15 protein-coding genes are annotated in these 19,193 nt (G+C 68.4%); 6 read left to right on the forward strand and 9 right to left on the reverse strand.

Features of this window, described 5'->3' with window-relative positions; translation table 11 throughout:
• From XAN126_RS0109765 to XAN126_RS0109775, 3 genes are read left to right on the forward strand one after another with little or no spacing between them, the layout of a single operon-like run.
• Positions 1–807 (forward strand): ABC transporter permease, encoded by an 807-nt coding sequence (locus XAN126_RS0109765; RefSeq protein WP_024278409.1) that lies wholly within the window; start codon positions 1–3, stop codon positions 805–807.
• Positions 798–1,601 (forward strand): ABC transporter ATP-binding protein, encoded by an 804-nt coding sequence (locus tag XAN126_RS0109770; protein WP_024278410.1) that lies wholly within the window; start codon positions 798–800, stop codon positions 1,599–1,601. Before XAN126_RS0109765 ends, XAN126_RS0109770 begins: the two co-directional genes overlap by 10 nt.
• Before the next feature lie 4 nt (positions 1,602–1,605).
• Positions 1,606–2,193 (forward strand): UbiX family flavin prenyltransferase, encoded by a 588-nt coding sequence (locus XAN126_RS0109775; RefSeq protein WP_024278411.1) that lies wholly within the window; start codon positions 1,606–1,608, stop codon positions 2,191–2,193.
• 70 nt (positions 2,194–2,263) lie between these two features.
• Here XAN126_RS0109775 and XAN126_RS27050 read toward each other — a convergent pair whose 3' ends face one another.
• The 9 genes from XAN126_RS27050 to XAN126_RS0109820 all read right to left on the reverse strand — a co-directional run bounded on the left by XAN126_RS27050 (position 2,264) and on the right by XAN126_RS0109820 (position 14,358).
• Positions 2,264–3,136 carry a DUF4253 domain-containing protein gene (locus tag XAN126_RS27050; RefSeq protein WP_024278412.1) on the reverse strand — a complete coding sequence of 291 codons (873 nt, stop codon included), beginning with the start codon at positions 3,134–3,136 and terminating at the stop codon, positions 2,264–2,266.
• Positions 3,137–3,202: 66 nt separating this feature from the next.
• A complete protein-coding gene (locus XAN126_RS0109785; RefSeq protein WP_024278413.1) occupies positions 3,203–4,093 on the reverse strand; it encodes an MBL fold metallo-hydrolase in 891 nt (296 codons plus the stop codon).
• Positions 4,090–6,246: a methylmalonyl-CoA mutase gene (gene scpA / locus XAN126_RS0109790; protein ID WP_024278414.1), complete on the reverse strand. Its 2,157-nt coding sequence runs from the start codon at positions 6,244–6,246 to the stop codon at positions 4,090–4,092. The genes XAN126_RS0109785 and scpA overlap by 4 nt, the downstream gene beginning before the upstream one ends.
• 15 nt (positions 6,247–6,261) lie before the next feature.
• Positions 6,262–6,645, reverse strand: coding sequence for a hypothetical protein (locus XAN126_RS0109795; RefSeq protein WP_024278415.1), 384 nt, complete (start codon positions 6,643–6,645; stop codon positions 6,262–6,264).
• Positions 6,646–6,681: 36 nt separating this feature from the next.
• Positions 6,682–8,526 (reverse strand): methylmalonyl-CoA mutase subunit beta, encoded by a 1,845-nt coding sequence (locus XAN126_RS0109800; protein ID WP_024278416.1) that lies wholly within the window; start codon positions 8,524–8,526, stop codon positions 6,682–6,684.
• Between the two features lie 244 nt (positions 8,527–8,770).
• Positions 8,771–10,000 (reverse strand): cyclopropane-fatty-acyl-phospholipid synthase family protein, encoded by a 1,230-nt coding sequence (locus XAN126_RS0109805; protein WP_024278417.1) that lies wholly within the window; start codon positions 9,998–10,000, stop codon positions 8,771–8,773.
• Positions 10,001–10,002: 2 nt separating this feature from the next.
• Positions 10,003–10,491 carry a hypothetical protein gene (locus XAN126_RS0109810; RefSeq protein ID WP_024278418.1) on the reverse strand — a complete coding sequence of 163 codons (489 nt, stop codon included), beginning with the start codon at positions 10,489–10,491 and terminating at the stop codon, positions 10,003–10,005.
• A 92-nt stretch (positions 10,492–10,583) separates the two neighbouring features.
• Entirely contained in the window at positions 10,584–12,611 is a 2,028-nt protein-coding gene (locus XAN126_RS0109815) for an acetyl/propionyl/methylcrotonyl-CoA carboxylase subunit alpha (protein WP_024278419.1), read from the reverse strand.
• Between the two features lie 214 nt (positions 12,612–12,825).
• Complete coding sequence (locus XAN126_RS0109820) at positions 12,826–14,358, reverse strand: acyl-CoA carboxylase subunit beta (protein ID WP_024278420.1); 1,533 nt, start codon at positions 14,356–14,358, stop codon at positions 12,826–12,828.
• A gap of 273 nt (positions 14,359–14,631) precedes the next feature.
• Between XAN126_RS0109820 and XAN126_RS0109825 the strand changes: the two genes are divergently transcribed.
• From XAN126_RS0109825 to XAN126_RS0109835, 3 genes are all read left to right on the forward strand, one after another.
• On the forward strand, positions 14,632–16,056 hold the full coding sequence (locus XAN126_RS0109825) for a short-chain fatty acyl-CoA regulator family protein (protein WP_024278421.1): 1,425 nt from the start codon (positions 14,632–14,634) through the stop codon (positions 16,054–16,056).
• 114 nt (positions 16,057–16,170) lie between these two features.
• Positions 16,171–17,697 (forward strand): SH3 domain-containing protein, encoded by a 1,527-nt coding sequence (locus XAN126_RS28690; protein WP_197024022.1) that lies wholly within the window; start codon positions 16,171–16,173, stop codon positions 17,695–17,697.
• A gap of 91 nt (positions 17,698–17,788) precedes the next feature.
• Entirely contained in the window at positions 17,789–19,153 is a 1,365-nt protein-coding gene (locus tag XAN126_RS0109835) for a glutamate--tRNA ligase (RefSeq protein WP_029876991.1), read from the forward strand.
• Positions 19,154–19,193 lie beyond the last annotated feature (40 nt).

The raw sequence follows: 19,193 nt of genomic DNA on the forward strand, positions 1-19,193 counted from the left end.
ATGAGCGACAGCATCACCACGCGCGGGCCGGCCTTCGCCCGGCCGGGACGGCGCCTCTCTCTGGGCATCGGCGCCACCGGGCTGAGGCAGATCGGCCTCATCGCCGTCCTGCTCGGCCTGTGGGAACTCGCTTCCTACACCCTCTTCAACCCGTTCTGGAGCAGCCGGCCGAGCCTGATCGCGGCGCGGCTGTGGGAACTGGCGTTGAGCGGCGAATTGTGGCTGCACACCAGCACCACGCTGGAGGAGGCGGGGGCCGGACTCGTGCTCGCGGCGGTGATCGGCATCCCGCTCGGCATCGTGCTGGCCCGCGCGCCGGAAGTTGCCCGCACCCTCGATCCGGTCATCATGGGGCTCTACGGCCTGCCGCGCGTGGCGCTGGCGCCCTTGTTCATCCTGTGGTTCGGCATCGGCCTGTTTTCCAAGATCATGATGGCCTTCACCATGGTGGTGTTCATCTTCCTGATGAACGTCATGGAGGGCATCCGCACCATCGATCCCGACCATCTGGACCTCATGAAGTCCATGCGCGCCGGGCGGATCTATCTGGTGCGGCGGGTGCTGCTGCCGGCGGTGACGCCGTGGATCCTCGCCTCCTTCCGCATCGGCATCGGCCTCGCGCTCATCGGCGCGGTGGTGGGCGAGCTGATCGGCGCCAATCGCGGCCTCGGCTGGTACGTGGAAAGCCGGGGCGGCCAGCTCGACACAACAGGCGTGTTCACCGGCCTCATCGTGCTGATGGTGCTGGCCATGCTGGCCAATCAGCTTGTCGGCTTCGTCGAGCGGAGGATGATCACATGGCGCTGACCAATTTGGCGCTGACCGCCGAAACGCCGAGGCCCCGTGCCGCGCTGAAAGACCTCTCCATCTCCTTCCCCCGGCCGGACATGCCGCCGCTGGAGGTGGTCTCCGGCATCTCGCTCGATGTGGCGGAGGGCGAGTTCGTCGCCGTGGTGGGGCCGTCGGGCTCGGGCAAATCCACCATCCTGCGGGCCATCAGCGGGCTGCTGAAGCCGTCCGGCGGGCGGGTCGAGGTGGACGGGGTGGCGGTCACGTCGCCGCCGCCGAGGGTGGGCTTCATGTTCCAGAAGGACGCGCTGCTGCCGTGGCGGACGGTGGCCGAGAACATCCGCGTCGGCGCCGAGCTGGGCGGCACGCCCTCCGGCGAGCAGGCGGCGCAGGTGGCGAGGCTCATCAAGCTGCTGCGGCTCGACGGCTTCGAGAATGCCTGGCCGAAGCAGCTTTCGGGCGGCATGCGCCAGCGCGTGTCGCTGGGGCGCCTGCTGGCCTATCGTCCGTCCCTGATGTTGATGGACGAGCCCTTCGGCGCGCTCGACTACCAGACCAAGATCGCCATGGGCCTCGAACTCTTGAGGGTGTGGGAGGCGGAGCGCCGCTCCATCATCTTCGTCACCCACGACATCGAGGAGGCGGTGGCGCTGGCCGACCGGGTGGTGGTGTTCAGCGCCCGCCCGGCCCGCATCGTCGCCGAATACCGGGTCGAGCTGCTGCGGCCCCGCCACATGCGCTGCACGCGCAGCGATCCCGCCTTCACCGAATTGACCGAGGCGATATGGTTGGATCTGGCGCTGCCGGATTGATGCGATGAAGCCTGAAAGCCCCAAACGTCTCGTGGTGGCCATCACCGGCGCGTCGGGCGCCATCTACGGCATCCGTGCGCTCCAGCTTCTGCGGGAGCGGGGTGGGGTCGAGACCCATCTCGTGCTCTCGCCCTCCGGCGCCCGCACCATCATCGCCGAGACCGATTTCACGCCGGACGCGGTGCGCGCCCTCGCCCACCACGTCCACAATCCGAAGGACATCGGCGCGTCCGTCTCCTCCGGCTCGTTCGTGACGGAGGGGATGCTGGTCGCGCCCTGCTCCATCAAGACTCTGAGCGGCATCGCTCATTGCTACAATGACGAGCTGGTGGTGCGGGCTGCCGACGTGTGCCTGAAGGAGCGGCGCCGCGTGGTGCTGCTGCTGCGGGAAACCCCGCTCCATGCCGGCCATGTGGAGCTGATGGCCCAGGCCACCCGCAACGGCGCCATCCTCATGCCCCCCGTGCCGGCCTTCTACCACCGGCCCACGTCCATCCTGGAGATCGTGGACCAGACCGTCGCCCGCGCCCTCGACCTGTTCGGCCTCGATTTGCCGACGACGAAGCGCTGGAACGGGAAGGGCGTGGATTGAGATAGGGCCTCGGCCGCCCCGCTTTAAGATTGCTCCGGTTCAGGGCTTCGGGGCAGGGCGTGGCTCGTCCTCAGTCCCACCAAAAATACCAGCGGCGCGCGGTGCGCAGGCCGGCGATGTAGTCGCTGATCTGCTCGAAATAGACTTCGTTTCCGGCGATGTAATGTTCCTTCGCAAGGCGCGTCGCTTCGTCGAAGGTGGCGGGTGGTCGGGCGACCACGAATTCCAGCGTGTCGAAGGTGACGGCGGCGAGTTCCGCACCGTAAAGCAGCTTCCAGCGTCGCGCAAAGGCTGCCAGTGCGGCCGTGTCAGGGCAATTGTTCCAACCGCCGAGTCCGAGAAGCAGGGGAATACGCCAGCTGTCGGCCGTGGGCAGGCGGGTGATCGCTACCTGTGGGTAGGGGGCATTGAGATAGAACGAGTTTATGTCGTTGAACTGCTCCGTTTGTGGCTGGGGCTCCGGAGCGTCAGGTGGCAATTCTTGAACATCGTTAAAGAATTCGCGATCGAAACTGTATGCCCCTCCCCGGTTATAATCTTCCGCCTCTGCCAGCGCGGCAGCGACCTGCTCAGGAGAGGCATCCCTGATATCGTAGGGACCCGTTTTATTATCGAGGGCCCAGCTCTCAAAGAGGAGCTTGCGCACGTAAGTGTCCACGATCGTCTCGGGAGATGCGATGTCCTCATCGGCAATCTCCCGCAGATCCTTCGGAATTTTCAGAGTCCGTGGCGTGATCAGGATCGGCGAGAAGCCCTCGCGCGCGCCGATGGCCGCCTCCTCGAACCATGCCGCCGTCGCCTCGGTGCCCGGCACGAGCCGCAGCGGGTAGGGCCACTCGGCGATGAGGCGCTGCCAGTCTGCTTCTTCCTTGAGGACCATCTCGGCCGAATGATCCAGCTTGGGCCGGCGCCCTCCGAACAGGCCCTTGAGCCATGACCACATGACGACTCGCTCCCGCCCCCGATATTCCAAAGCAGAGCATAGTTGCTGCCGCACGTCATGGCTGTGTCAGAGTGCCGCCGCCACCGCCTCCACATTCCTCCGGTGCACCGCCTCATAGGGCTCGAAATAGGAGATCGCACCCGTGGCAAAGGCCTCTGCCGCGAAGGTGCGCAGGTCGAGCCCCGCCAGCGTCGGCTCGTCCTTCAGCCTGAGCAGCTTCTCCACATAGAGCCGCGTCGCGTCGATGAGCGCCGGCCCGTAGCCGCCCGCGGCGATCACTTCGGGTGCGCCGTGGCAGGGCAAGATGCGCGTCGCGCCGAGCGCCGCGAGCCGCTTCAAGCCTTCGAGATGGGCGGCGAGGCGGTCGGGCTCGTCCACATAAGTGATCGGGTCTTCCAGCGTGTCGCCGGCCAGCATCACCCCGCCGGGCAGCAGCGCGACGGTGCCGTCGCGGCTGTGGATGTCCATCTGGATCAGTTCGACGGGCAGGGCGCCCACAGTCAGTGAAAGCCGGTCCTCGAACAGACGGTTGGGCAGCACGAGGGGATTGATGGGCGGGTCCGCCGCCTCCAGCCGGGCGCGGTTGGCGCGGAGCAGAGCGTCGGTCTCGCGATTGGCGATGATCTCGCAATCGGAGAACACTTCGTTGCCGGCCACATGGTCGTCGTGCCAGTGGCTCAGCACCACGCGGATGCGCCGGGCGCCCCGCTCTTCCAGCGTGCGGCGGATGAAACGGGCATGGGCGAGGGTGATGTGGGTGTCGTAGACGAGGGCGTCGTCCCCATCGATCACCGCATAGGAGGCGATGCCGAGGGCGAAGGCGCCGTCGTCCAGCCAGTTCTCCTGCGGCCCGTGCAGCCGCACGCCGGGGATGCGCCCGTCATAGAAGGCGATCACGCCCGGCACCGGCTCCAGCACACGCAGGGTGGAGCCGGGGGCGATGGCGTCTGCGCTCACTCCGCCGCTTCGAGAGTGTGCCCGAGCCGGTGGGAGAGGGTGCCGAGCAACTCCTTCGCCGCATCGGCGATGACGGTGCCGGGCGGGAAGATGGCTTCGGCGCCGAAGGCCTTCAGCGCCTCATAGTCCTGCGGGGGCACGACGCCGCCCACGACGACCATGATGTCGCCGCGCCCTTCCGCCTCCAGCGCCGCCTTCAGCGCCGGCACGAGGGTGAGGTGGCCGGCGGCCAGAGAGGAGATGCCGACCACATGCACGTCGTTCTCCACCGCCTGACGGGCGGCTTCCTCGGGGGTGGCGAAGAGGGGGCCGATGTCTACGTCGAAGCCGAGGTCGGCGAAGGCGGAGGCGATGACCTTCTGGCCGCGGTCGTGGCCGTCCTGGCCCACCTTGGCGACGAGGATGCGCGGGCGGCGGCCTTCGGCGGTCTCGAAGGCTTCCACCAGCTTCTGCACCTTGCCCACCTTGTCCGTCATGGCGGAAGCCTCGCGCTTGTAGACGCCGGAGATGGCGCGGATTTCGGCGCGGTGGCGGCCGAACACTTTCTCCAGCGCATCGGAAATCTCGCCCACGGTGGCCTTGGCCCGCGCCGCCTCGATGGCCAGCGCCAGCAAATTGCCGTTGCCGGCGGCCCCGTTGGTGAGGGCTTCGAGCTTGGAGGCCACCTCGGCCGGGTTCCGCTCGGCCTTGAGGCGGTTCAGCTTGTCGATCTGCGCGGCGCGCACGGTGGCGTTCTCCACCTTCAGCACGTCGATGAGGCGGTCCTTGAGCGGCTTGAACTTGTTGACGCCCACCACGGTCTGCGCCCCGCCGTCGATGCGGGCCTGGGTGGTGGCGGCGGCCTCCTCAATGCGCAGCTTCGGGATGCCGGCCTCGATGGCCTTGGCCATGCCGCCCAGCGCCTCGACTTCCTGGATGTGCGCCCACGCCTTGGCGGCGAGATCCGCCGTGAGCTTCTCCACGAAATAGGAGCCGCCCCACAGGTCGATCTGCCGGGTGGTGCCGCTCTCCTGCTGCAGCAGGATCTGGGTGTTGCGGGCGATGCGGGCGCTGAAGTCGGTGGGCAGCGCCAGCGCCTCGTCGAGCGCATTGGTGTGCAGCGACTGGGTCTGGCCCTGCGTCGCCGCCATGGCCTCGATGGCCGTGCGCATCACGTTGTTGAACACGTCCTGCGCGGTGAGCGACCAGCCGGAGGTCTGGGAATGGGTGCGGAGCGGCAGGGACTTGGGGTTCTTGGCCCCGAGGTCGGTCATCAGCCGCGTCCACAGGAGGCGGGCGGCGCGCAGCTTGGCCACCTCCATGTAGAAGTTCATGCCGATGGCCCAGAAGAAGGAGAGGCGCGGCGCGAACACGTCGATGGGCAGGCCGGCGGCGGCACCGGCGCGGCCGTATTCCACGCCATCCGCCAGCGTGTAGGCCAGCTCCAGATCCTGCGTCGCCCCGGCCTCCTGCATGTGGTAGCCGGAGATGGAGATGGAGTTGAAGCGCGGCATCTCCTTCGAGGTGAAGGCGAAGATGTCCGAGATGATGCGCATGGAGGGTGCGGGCGGATAGATATAGGTGTTCCGCACCATGAATTCTTTGAGAATGTCGTTCTGGATGGTGCCCGAAAGCTTGGAGGCCGCCACCCCCTGTTCTTCCGCCGCCACCACATAGAGCGCCAGGATCGGCAGCACCGCGCCGTTCATGGTCATGGACACGCTCATCTGGTCCAGCGGGATGCCGGAGAACAGGGTGCGCATGTCGTAGATGCTGTCGATGGCGACGCCCGCCATGCCCACGTCGCCGGCGACGCGGGGGTGATCCGAGTCATAGCCGCGATGGGTGGCGAGGTCGAAGGCCACCGACAGGCCCTTCTGGCCGGCGGCGAGGTTGCGCCGGTAGAAGGCGTTGGAATCCTCCGCTGTGGAGAAGCCCGCATACTGGCGGATCGTCCAGGGCTGGGTGGCATACATGGGCGCGTAGGGCCCGCGCAGGAAGGGCGCGATGCCGGGATAGGTATCGATGTAGCCGAGCCCCTCGATGTCCGCCGGGCCGTAGAGCGGCTTCACCGGAATGCCCTCGGGCGTCGTCCACGCCTCGGCGGCGGCGGACGGGACGGCGGGGGCGGCGGCGCGCCAGTCGATTTCGGCGAAATTGGGGATCCGGCTCATGGCATCCATCCTAGCTCAAATGGACTCGGGTCGCGACGGCGCAGGCCTGAGCGGCGACCGGGTCCGGGATTTCATCTCGTCCAGAATGTCCTGCATCTCGCACAGCGCCAGATGCAGCCGGATGCGCGGCAGGCGCGACACCACATCCGCAAGCGAGGTGTTGGCGGCGAAGGCGGAGAGCAGGATCTCCAGCTCCTCCGCGCTGCTCCCCCGCACCATGGCCCAGAACAGATAGGCGCGCGGATGGCGCACCGGCCCGCGCCAGCGCGGCGAGGTGCGGATGATTCCGCGGTCGTCCTGCATCTGATCCACATCGGCCCAGATGGCGTCGCACCGCTGCGCCAGCTCGGCATCGGTGAGCCGGGCCAGATCGAACCTGAGATTCAAGGCCAATGTCATTGCGTCCCTGCCCTGAGGGGATGAATGCCAGTGGAGTCATTCTAGGCCGGCCGCAACCTGTGCGCGAGTCAGTGTTTCCAGCGCGTCGCAGCCGGCGAAGATGAAGTCGGAGACGCCCGCGGGCGCAAGCGTCGCCTGAAGCTCGGCGGCGGGCTTGCCGGCGAGCCAGACGGCTGTGGCGCCGGCGGCCTTCAGCGCCTCGGCCGCCGCCGCGCCATCGGCGCCGTACACCTCATCGGAGGAGACGAGGCAGGCGAAGGGCGTGCCCGACGCCTTGAAGGCAGCGACGAGGGCGTCGAGGTCGGCGAAGCCGTCCGGCACTGGTGCGGCAATGCCGCCGGCCTCGAAGAAGTTCTTGGCGAAGGTGGCGCGGGCGGTGAAGGCGGCCACCGGGCCGAGTGTCGCGAGGAAGGCCACCGGCGCCTTGGGCGCGGCCTCGGCGGCATCGCGCAGGGCCTCGAAGGCCTCGGCGATGCGGTGGGGGGAGAGTGCCCCGTCCGCCACCGGGGCGGGGGTGGGCGAGAGGGGCGCCAGCACCTCCGGTACCTCCTGCACCAGGATGGGGAATTCCGACGTGCCGGTGATGGGCGCCTTGCGCGTGGCCACATCGGCGTCGCGCTTGGCCTTCACCTCGGCGATCTCGGCCTTGAACCAGCGGTCCTCCAGCACATCGGCCATGCCGCCGCGCGTCTCGATGGTGCGGAAGAGGTCCCACGCCTTGGCGGCGAGGCCGTCCGTATGCGCCTCCATGGCGCCGGCGCCGGCGGCGGGATCGGCGACGCGGTGGACGTTGCTCTCCTCCAGCAGCATCACCTGCGTGTTGCGGGCGAGGCGGCGGGCGAAGGCATCCGGAAGGCCCAGCGCCTGGGTGAAGGGCAGTACCGTCACGCTGTCCGCCCCGCCGACGCCGGCCGCGAAGGCGGCGACCGTGTTGCGCAGCAGGTTCACATAAGGATCGCGGCGGGTGAGGGATCGCCACGCGGTGATGCCGTGCAGCTTCAGCGGCTTTTCCGGCAGGCCGCACTCGCGCAGCACGGCGGCCCAGAGCAGGCGGAGCGCGCGGAACTTGGCGATGGTGGCCGTCTGGTTCACGTCAGCGACGAGGGCCGCCTCGATGCGGCCGGCGGCTTCCTCCAGCGCGATGCCGGCCTCGGCATAGGCCTTCAGATACGCGACCATGGTGGCGAGTACCGCCGCCAGCTCCTGCGCGTCCGAGGCGCCGGCCGCGTGATAGACGCCGCCGTCGGCGCGGGCGAAGGGGCCGGCGAAGCCGCGCGCTTTGAGGATGGCCGAGGTCTCGGCGAAACGCTTGGCGAGCAGCGGCCACGCCATGGGCAGGGTGCCGTGGGCGGCGAAATCGCTTAAGGGATCGAGGCCGAAGGAGACGGAGACGCCCTCCGGCTTGAAGCCGCGCGTCTCCACGAGATCGGCTAAGGCGAGCGCATCCTCGCGGCCCTGGAAGGCGCCGCTCTCGATGCGCACGTCGATGAGGTCGAGCAGCACGTCCTTCAGCACGACGGCGAGGTCCGTGCCCTCCGGCAGGCCGAAGCCGTGGGCCGAGGGCGAGGCGGCGAAGACGAGGGCGAGGCCCGAGGCGCCGCCATCGAGGTCTTCCAGCGCCTGCGCATTGGCCTGCGCGGCGTCGGTCTGGTCCACCCGCATGGAGATGATCCACGGCGCCCCGGCCGGCCGCCCGGCGACGATGGGCGCATCCGCCTTGCGCTCCGGCAGGGCATCGAGCGCCAGGCCCTCATAGGTGCGCGTCACCAGCCGCTTGTCATAGGGCGCCCCCTTCAGCACGCCTTCCACCAGCTTCAGCCAGTCCGCGCGCGTGACGGGAGCGATGTCGGTTGCGAAGGGGAGGGCGGTGGCGTCGGTCATGTCAGGACCTCGGGAGGGAGGGGAGTCGTTCGCTTGCTTCGCGACGGCGGCAAAGCAGCAACGAATGATGAGCCGGCATAAGCGTTCGCGCCCCCTCTCCCCTCGCGGGAGAGGGCCGGGGTGAGGGGGTGTTCGACGTTAGACGGAAATGCGGGGCGGAGACGCCTAGGCCCCCTCACCCCCAGCCCCTCTGCCGCGAGGGGAGAGGGGGCGCAAAGGGCGGCGCTTGCTCCCGCCTTACCCATCACCGCTGCTCCCGCGCGGCGAGCGCGCGCTCGGCGTCCACGATGTAGTCGCGGATCACCGGCACGTCGTCGCGCTTCTCGGAGAGGAGGAGCTGGAACACCATGTTGGAACCGTGCAGGAAGCCCAGTTCCACGGCGGCGAGGTAGAATTCCCACATGCGGCCGAAGCGCTCGCCCATCATGGCGTCGGCCTCCGCGCGGCGGGCCATGAAGTTCCGGCGCCAGGCGCGGATGGTCCAGTAATAATGCAGGCGCAGCACCTCGCAGTCATCCACCCACAAATGCGTGCGCTCGGTGGAGGCGAACACCTCGGAGAGCGCCGGCACATAGCCGCCGGGGAAGATGTACTTGCGGATGAAGGGCGCCGTGGTGCCGGGAGGCGACATGCGGCCGATGGCGTGGATCAGCGCGAAGCCGCCCGCGTCCAGCAGGTTGCGGATGGTGGTGAAATATTCGTCGAAATGGGTGACGCCCACATGCTCCATCATGCCGATGGAGACCACGCGGTCATACTTGCCGGTGAGGTTGCGGTAATCCACCTCGCGGAAGTCGATGCGGTCGATCACGCCCGCCGCTTCGGCCAGACGCCGGCTCTCGGCCAGCTGCTCGGGCGAGACGTTGATGGCGGTGACCTGCGCGCCGCATTCCTTCGCCATGTAGATGGCGAGCCCGCCCCAGCCGGAGCCGATCTCCGCCACCCGCATGCCGGGGGAGATGTTCAGCTTGGCCGCGATGTGGCGGAACTTGTTGCGCTGGGCATCGGCCAGCGGCTCGTCGGGATGGGTGAAGTAGGCGCAGCTGTACGCCATCGTCTCGTCCAGCCAGAGCCGGTAGAAATCGGCCGGGTGGTCGTAGTGGGAGGAGACGTTCTCCTTGGCCTTGGAGACGGGGTTCGCCTGCTGGAACCTGCGCACCGAGCGCCACGCCTTGCGCAGCGCCTGCTGCACGGGGTGGCTGCCGAGGCCCTTGCGGTTCACCGAGAAGAGATTGAGCAGCTCGAAGGCGCCGGCCCCGTCCTCGAACGAGAGGCGGCCATCCATATAGGCCTCCGCCGCCACCAGCTCTGGATTGAAGAACAGGTCGCGCTCCAGCTTCTTGTCGTGCATCCGCACCGTGACGGACGGGCCGTCCTTGCCCGAGCCGAACACGTAGCGCTGGCCATCGGCCGTGATGACCGTGAGCTGGCCCTTTTCCACGAAGCGGCTGAGGAGGTGGGAGAGGAGGCGCATGGTCAGGTCCTCGGCTCTTGTTTGCCCTGGATCGGCCCGGAGCCGGGCGGATTCCACTGGAGGATGTCGTCGTCATTGCGGCCTCGCCCCCTTCCTGCCGCCGCAGTCGCAGTGGGGAAGGCAAGACAGAAAAGGGAGATGACGCCCAGCAGGACGATGGCCCCCCGGCCAAGGGCGATGGTCATGACCTCCAGTGCGGCTTGGTCCAGGGGCGGGCCGACAAAGTGGATATAAGCGATAATGGCGGCGGTTGGCAGCGCCACGAGGGCAATGGCGATCAAGATGAAGCTGCGCCAGTAGCGGAAGCCGGCGTCTGCCAGCCGGGCGCTGGAGATAATCACGTAGGTGACGCCGATAGCCGTCCCGATATGGTTTACATAGCTTTGAGGCACCAACTGGTCCTGAAACTGTGCGAAAACGATGCTTCCGCCAATCAGGACCGCGACCGACAGGGCATAAGCCAGACGTGACAATCGCATCGACCGGGTCATGACCTGATCTCCCAACGCGGCCCGCCACCGCAGCGACCGTTCTCTTCCCCCTGCCATGGCAGGGGGAAATTGAACAGCCCGCGCCGCAAGCATCACGCGAATTCCAGGATCACCGCATCCACCGCGAGGCTGTCGCCCGCCTTGGCGTGGACCGCCTTGACCGTGCCGTCGCGCTCGGCGCGGAGCACGTTCTCCATCTTCATGGCCTCGACGATGGCGAGGATCTCGCCGTTCTTCACCTCCTGGCCGGGCACCACGGCGATGGAGACCACGAGGCCGGGCATGGGGCAGAGCAGCTCCTTGCCGCCGCCCGCATTCTCCTTCTTCGGCATCAGCGCCGCCAGCGAGGCGGACAGCTCGGTGTAGACCTGCGCCTTGGTGGAGATGCCGCGGTGGGCGAGCACGTAGCCGTTGGGGATCGGGCGCACCTGCACCGCCACCTGATCGGCATCGATGGTGCCGGTCCACACCACGTCGCCGGGCTTCCAGGTGGAGCGCAGCAGGTGGATGTGGCCGGGCGTGCCGTCCGCCTCGAAGATCTGCACCTTGAAGCCGCCGTCCACGGCCTCGACCTCGCACGGGGTGGAGATCGTCGCCTCGCCGGCCGAGAGGTTGACGATGCGGCGCTTGGCGAAGCGCCACGTCACGCCGGAGGTCTGGCCGGAGATCTGGCGCTTGCGGGTGTTCTGGATGTGGTCGATCACCGCCGCCACGGCCGAAAGCGTGTGCGTCAGCTCGCCTTCCGGGGCGCGGGCGACGAAGCCCTCGGGATATTCCTCGGCGATGAAGCCGGTGGAGAGGTTGCCCGACTGCCAGCGCGGATGGGACATCAGCGCCGAGAGGAACGGGATGTTATGGCCGATGCCGTCGATGGCGAAGGCATCCAGCGCATCCGCCTGTGCCTCGATGGCGATGGCGCGGGTGGGGGCGTGGGTGACGAGCTTCGCGATCATGGGATCGTAGAAGATGGAGATTTCCCCGCCTTCATACACGCCCGTGTCGTTGCGCACCGTGATGGGGCCGTCCTTGCCTTCCGCCGGGGGGCGGTAGCGCACGAGGCGGCCGGTGGAGGGCAGGAAGTTGCGGTAGGGGTCTTCCGCGTAGATGCGGCTTTCCACCGCCCAGCCGGTGAGCTTCACGTCGTCCTGGGTGATGGACAGCGGCTCGCCGGCGGCGACGCGGATCATCTGCTCCACGAGGTCGATGCCGGTGATCAGCTCGGTAACGGGATGCTCCACCTGCAGGCGGGTGTTCATCTCCAGGAAGAAGAAGCTGCGGTCCTGCCCGGCGACGAACTCCACCGTGCCGGCGCTGTCGTAGCCCACCGCCTTGGCAAGGGCGACGGCCTGCTCGCCCATCTTCCTGCGGGTGGCTTCATCGAGCAGCGGGGAGGGGGCTTCCTCGACGACCTTCTGGTTGCGGCGCTGGATGGAGCACTCGCGCTCGCCGAGATAGATGACGTTGCCGTGCTTGTCGCCCAGCACCTGGATCTCGATGTGGCGCGGATCGACGATGAACTTCTCCACGAACACGCGGTCGTCGCCGAAGGAGGATTTCGCCTCCGAGCGCGCGCGGTCGAAGCCGTCCTGCACCTCGTCGCGGGAATAGGCGATGCGCATGCCCTTGCCGCCGCCGCCGGCGGAGGCCTTGATCATCACGGGATAGCCGATCTCGTCGGCGATCTTGGCCGCTTCCTCGCCAGTCGCGATCTCGCCGAGATAGCCGGGCACGGTGGAGACCCTGGCCGCGGCGGCCGCCTTCTTGGACTCGATCTTGTCGCCCATGGCGTCGATGGCGTGCGGATTCGGCCCGATGAAGACGATTCCGTGCTCGGCGAGAAGGCGCGGGAAGGAGGCGCGCTCGGAGAGGAAGCCGTAGCCGGGATGCACCGCCTCGGCCCCGGTCTTCTTGCAGGCCTCCACGATCTTCTCGGCGATGAGATAGGACTGGGCGGCCTGCGGCGGGCCGATATGCACCGCCTCGTCCGCCATCTCCACATGGAGGGCGTCCTTGTCGGCGTCGGAATAGACGGCAACCGTCTTGATGCCCATCTTGCGCGCCGTCTTGATGACGCGGCAGGCGATCTCACCCCGGTTGGCGATCAGGATCTTGGAGAACATGGCGTTCGTTCCTTTGCGCCAGCGGCGCGAAAAATCTCGGGTCGGGTTCCTCGGCGCCGCGCTCTCGTTCCTGTGCCGTCATGCCCCGGCTTGTCCGGGGCATCCACCCATCCGCGGGTTCGGGTGGCGGGATGGATCCCCCGGACAAGCCGGGGGATGACGGCGGTTCACAAAAGAGCGGCGGCCTCAGGCAACGAGCTTCAGCTCTGCCCGCTCACACCGGCATGTTGTCGTGCTTGCGCGGGGGCTGCTCCAGCTTCTTGGTGCGGAGCATGGCGAGCGCCCGGGCGAGGCGGCGGCGGGTGGAGCGGGGCGTGATGACCTCGTCGATGAAGCCCCGCTCGGCGGCGACGAAGGGCGAGAGAAAGCGCTCTTCGTAATTCTTGGTCTGGGCGGCGATCTTGTCCGGGTCGCCCATGTCCTGGCGGAAGATGATCTCCACCGCGCCCTTGGCGCCCATCACCGCGATCTGGGCGGTGGGCCAGGCATAGTTCACGTCCGCGCCCACATGCTTGGAGGCCATCACGTCATAGGCGCCGCCGAAGGCCTTGCGGGTGATGACGGTGACCAGCGGCACCGTCGCCTGCGAATAGGCGAACAGCAGCTTGGCACCGTGCTTGATGAGGCCGCCATATTCCTGCGCGGTGCCGGGCAGGAAGCCGGGCACGTCCACGAAGGTGACGATCGGGATCTCGAAGGCGTCGCAGAAGCGCACGAAGCGGGCCGCCTTGCGGGAGGCGTCCGAGTCGAGCACCCCCGCGAGCACCATGGGCTGGTTGGCGACGAAGCCCACCGTGCGCCCTTCGATGCGGCCGAAGCCGGTGAGGATGTTCTTGGCGTAGGCCGCCTGGATCTCGAAGAAGTCGCCCTCGTCCACGACCTTCAGGATCAGCTCCTTCATGTCGTAGGGCTTGTTCGGATTGTCCGGCACCAGCGTGTCGAGGCTGGCGTCGATGCGGCCCGGATCGTCGAAGGAGGGCCACTCGGGCACGCCTTCGATGTTGTTGGCGGGCAGGAAGTCGATGAGGCGCCGGGTCTCCAGCAGCATCTCCACGTCGTTCTCGAACGAGCCGTCGGCCACCGAGGACTTGGAGGTGTGGACCTTGGCGCCGCCCAGCTCCTCGGCGGTGACGGTCTCGTTGGTCACCGTCTTCACCACGTCGGGGCCGGTGACGAACATGTAGGAGGTGTCGCGCACCATGAAGATGAAATCGGTCATGGCGGGGGAGTAGACGTCGCCGCCGGCGCAGGGGCCCATGATGAGCGAGATCTGCGGGATGACGCCCGAGGAAATCACATTGCGCTTGAAGACCTCGCCGTAGCCGCCGAGCGCCGCGACGCCTTCCTGGATGCGGGCGCCGCCGGCATCGAACAGGCCGATGATGGGCGCGCGGGTCTTCAGCGCCATGTCCTGGATCTTGGTGATCTTGCGCGCATGCTCCTCGGAGAGGGAGCCGCCGAACACCGTGAAGTCCTTGGCGAAGATGAAGACCTTGCGGCCGTTGACGGTGCCCCAGCCGGTGACGACGCCGTCGCCGGGCACCTTCTGGCTTTCCATGCCGAAATCGACGCAGCGGTGCTGCACGAAGGTGTCGTATTCCTCGAACGTGCCGCGATCGAGCAGCAGGCTGATGCGCTCGCGGGCGGTGAGCTTGCCGCGGGCATGCTGCGCCTCGATGCGCTTGATGCCACCGCCGAGACGGGCGACACCCCGCCGGCTCTCGAGCTCCTCAAGGATGTCCTTCATGCCGAGCGCCTTTCAATGAGGCCAGAGGTAAATTTGAGACTAGCGGGTTCCCGCGCGCTCGCCAGAGCTTTCGCGCCGGCTTTCCCGCGAGGCCCGCAGGCGTTTCCCGCAAGTGCGTCGCAACTCGGCTAACAGGAGTTGCGATGCATTGGAATATGTGAAAAATTGACATTGCGAATTGTAAATCATTCACATTCCGGAACTCGAAGCTCTGGCGGTACAGGACGTTAGGTCAGTCGCGGCCGACTACCGCTCAGAGGTGCGGGAGGGGACATGCGCCAGAAGGTGTTTGCCGGCCACGCGGTGCGCCGGCTGCGCGAGAAGCTGGGGCTGAAGCAGGGCGAGCTGGCCCAGCGCCTTGCCGTTTCGCCCTCCTACATCAACCAGATCGAGAGCAACCAGCGCCCGCTCACCGCCTCGGTGCTGATCGCCATCTCGCGCACCTTCGCGGTGGACATCACCTCCTTCGGCGCGGAAGACCTCGACCGCCTGGTGGCCGACCTGCGCGAGACGGCGGCGGACCCGCTGTTCAAGGACCTCGACCTCGGCCTGCAGGACATGAAGGCCGTGGCGAACCTTTCGCCCGCCTTCGCCCACGCCTTTCTGCGGATGCACGTCGCGCTGCGCCGCACGGCGGAATGGCGTGCCTCCCTCGACGATATGATCACGGCCGGCGTCACGCCGGGCGCGGACGAGTCCAAGCTGATCCCCTATGAGGAGGTTCGCGACTTCTTCCATTACATCGACAATTACGTGGATGGTCTTGATCGCGCGGCGGAAAATGCCGCAACGTCACTCGGCATCATGGAAGGGGGCGACCCTGCCGCGGCCATCGCCGCCCATCTCGCCCGCCGCCATCAGGTGCAGGTGGAGATCGGCCCGGCCGACCCCGACGCTCCCCTCTCCCGCTACGACCCGCGGGCGCGGCGGCTCGTGCTCTCCGGCGTGCTGCCGGCGGCGACGCGGGCCTTCCGCATGGCCGTCACCATGGCCCAGCTGGAGCATGGGGCGCTGGTGGAGCACACGGTGTCCTCCGGCGCGTTCCGCAGCCAGACGGCGGGGGAGATCTGCCGGCTGGCGCTGCAGAACTATTTCGCAGGTGCGTTGATACTTCCTTATCGTCGTTTCCTTGAGCTTGCCCGCCGCCTGCGACACGACCTCGATCGCATGGCGCTGGAGACCGGGGCGAGCCTGGAGCAGGTGTGTCACCGCCTCTCCACCCTCCAGCGGCCGGGGGCGAAGGGCGTGCCCTTCTATTTCGCCAAGGTCGACCGGGCCGGTAACATCACCAAGCGGCATTCGGCGACGCGCTTCCAGTTTGCCCGCCACGGTGGCGCCTGCGCGGCCTGGAACGTCCATGAGGCGTTCGAGGTGGCGGGCCGCACTTTGGTGCAGGTGGGCGAGATGCCGGATGGCGCGCGCTACATCTGCCTGGCCCGCGCGGTGTCGAGCCCGGCTTTGCGCCACGGCCAGCCGGCACGGGCCTTTGCCTTCGGCCTCGGCTGCGAGGTCTCCTTCGCCCATGACATCGTCTATGCGGACGGGCTGGACCTGAAGGCGGCGCCGGTGGCGAAGCTCGGCGTGTCCTGCCGCATCTGCCCGCGCCGCGACTGCGATCTCAGGGCCTTTCCGCCCCTCGATCGGGACATCCGCATCGACGAGAACGTGCGCGATATCGTCCCGTTCACCATCTCCTGACGCAATTCGGCCGTGCCGGCGCTCATGAAACGCCGCGCCTGCGCACACGAAACGCCATGAGGGCGGGTTTAAAGTATCCTCATCGGCTCAATGCGAGTCGCATGGGAGTGGTCCATGAGGGTGCTGAAGCTGACCGGCTGGGTAGCCGGGTTGGCCATGGCGGGGATCGTATCGGCGCAGGCCGCGCCGGCCTTCTCCACGGCAAACGTCAACATCCGGACGGGGCCGGATACGGAATTCCCCAGCCTCGGCGTCATTCCCGACGGCTCGCCTATCGAGGTGGAAGGCTGCCTCCAGGATGAATCCTGGTGCGACGTCATCTGGCAGGATTTCCGCGGCTGGGTGTACAGCGAATATATCGGCTACGAGCAGCAGGGCCGCACCGCCGTGCTGCCCGATTGGGGCCTCGCGGCCGTCGGCGTTCCGGTGGTGGCGTTCGCCGCTTCGCAATATTGGAATACCTACTACGTCAACCGGCCGATCTATGTGAACCAGCCCTGGTACGCGGATCGCTACCGCTGGGAAGGCTATAACCCGCGGCCGCGTCCGGGCTGGGGCCCGCCGCCTCCCGGCCCGCGTCCGCCCGGCTGGTGGCGCACCGGCTATGTGCCGCCTCCCGGCATGAGGCCGCCGCCGGACGCCCCGCGTCCGCCGCCCAACTGGGGCCAGCCCGGCTATCCCGGCAGCCCCGGCTATCCGCCCGGCCGTCCCGGTGGACCGGGTGGCCCCGGTGGTCCGGGTGGTCCCGGCTATCCGGGTGGCCCCGGCCAGCCCGGTGGTCCTGGCGGTCCCGGTCATCCGGGCGGCCCCGGTGGTCCGGGTGGTCCTGGTTATCCGGGTGGTCCTGGTCAGCCCGGTGGTCCTGGCGGTCCCGGTCATCCGGGCGGCCCTGGTGGTCCGAGTGGTCCCGGTCAGCCCGGCGGTCCTGGCGGTCCCGGCAATCCGGGAGCTCCCGGCCAGCCCGGTGGTCCGGGTCAGGTGCAGCCCGGCGTTCGTCCGGGTCAGCCCGGCGTGCCCCCGGGACAGGGCCAGCCTGGTCAGCCCGGCGTTCGTCCGGGTCAGCCCGGCGTGCCTCCGGGTCAGGGCCAGCCAGGCCAACCCGGCGTTCGTCCGGGTCAGCCCGGTGTGCCTCCCGGTCAGGGCCAGCCCGGCCAACCCGGCGTTCGTCCGGGCCAGCCCGGCGTGCCTCCGGGACAGGGCCAGCCTGGTCAGCCCGGCGTTCGTCCGGGCCAGCCTGGCATGCCTCCGGGTCAGGGCCAGCCGGGGCAACCCGGTCAGCCCGGCCAGCCGGGCGCGCGTCCGGGGCAGCCGTCGCCGGCCGAGCGCCAGCAGCAGTTGCGCCAGCAGCAGCAGGAACTGAACCAGCAGCGCCAGCAGCAGCAACAGCAGCTGAAGCAGCAACAGCAGCAACAGATCCAGCAGCGCCAGCAGGAGATGCAGCAGCAGCGTCAGCAGTATCAGCAGCAGCGCCAGCAGCTGATCCAGCAGCAGCAACAGCAGCGTCCGCCGCAGCAGCAGCAACAGCAGCAGCGCCAGCAACAACAGCCGCAGCAGCAACAGCCCCAGCAGCGGCAGCAGCAGCCGCAGGGGGGTGGCGGCGGCAACCGGTGCCAGGGCCCGGACTGCCCGCAACCGCGCTGAACGAAAAGGAGAGCCCGGCCGCAAGGCCGGGCTCTCTGCTTTCAGGGCCCCGCCCATCGACGCGCGGCCCGAGGCGGGTTATGGGCACTCCATGTCCGCTCCCCTGCGAAATCCCGCGCCCGTGCTGCGCTTCGCCCCGTCGCCCACCGGCCTGATCCATGTGGGCAATGCCCGCACCGCGCTCCTCAATGCGCTGATCGCCCGCCGCGCCGGTGGCACCTTCATCCTGCGTTTCGACGACACAGACGCCGCCCGCTCCCGCACCGAATATGCCGATGCCATCGCCGCCGACCTCGCATGGCTCGGCATTGCGCCGGATGTCACCGTGCGCCAGTCGGACCGGCTCACGGACTATGCGGCGGCGGCGGAGCGGCTGAAGGCCATGGGCCGCCTCTATCCCGCCTACGAGACTGAGGAGGAGCTGGACCTCAAGCGCGGCCTCCAGCGCGCCCGGGGCCTACCGCCGGTCTATGACCGCGCCGCCCTTGCCCTCTCGCCCGAAGACCGCGCGCGGCTCGAGGCCGAGGGCCGCCGCCCGCACTGGCGGTTCCGGCTCGATCATCGCGTGGTGGCGTGGGATGACGGCGTGCGCGGGCCGCAGCAGGTGGATACGGCCACCCTCTCGGACCCGGTGCTGGTGCGTGCCGACGGCAGCTTCCTCTACACCCTGCCCTCGGTGGTGGATGATCTGGCGCTGGGGGTGACGCAGGTGATCCGTGGCGAGGACCACGTGACCAACACGGCGGTGCAGATCGAGATCTTCGAGGCGCTGGGCGGCCCGGTGCCCGGCTTCGCGCACCACAATTTGCTCACCCTGCCCTCCGGGGAGGGCCTGTCTAAGCGGCTCGGCCACCTCTCGTTGTCGGCGCTGCGGGAGGCGGGGCAGGAGGCGCTGGCGGTGGCCGCGCTCTCGGTGCTCGTGGGCACCTCCCATGCGGTGGAGCCGGTCGCGGACCTCGATGGGCTGGCGGGGATGGTGGACCTTGCCGCCATCTCCCGCGCGCCCGCCCGGTTCGATCCGGCGGACCTCGACGCGCTCACCGCCCGCACCCTCCACCTGATGCCCTTCTCCGCCGCCGCCGCGCGGCTTGAGGCCGCGGGCATCGGCGGCGGGGAGGCCTTCTGGCTGGCGGTGCGGGCGAACCTCTCCCTGTTCGAGGATGCGCGGGGCTGGTGGGAAATCGTCGCCACGCCGCAGGCGGGCGTCATCGCCGATGCGGATCGCGCCTTCCTCACTGAGGCCGCCGGCCTGCTCCCGGCCGAGCCGTGGGATGGCGCCACCTGGAAGTTGTGGACGGGCGCGGTGAAGGCGGCCACCGAGCGCACCGGCCGCAAGCTCTTCCACCCCCTGCGCCTTGCGCTGACGGGCCGGGAGACGGGACCGGAACTCGCCGCTTTGCTGCCGCTGATGGGCCGCGCGCGGGCTGAGCCACGGCTGAGGGGCGAGGTGGGGTAGAAAGCGGCTTAGATGGCCGGGACGGGATGAAAATGCCCGC

This window comes from Xanthobacter sp. 126 (assembly GCF_000526175.1).
In the GTDB taxonomy this organism is placed as follows: domain Bacteria; phylum Pseudomonadota; class Alphaproteobacteria; order Rhizobiales; family Xanthobacteraceae; genus Xanthobacter; species Xanthobacter aminoxidans.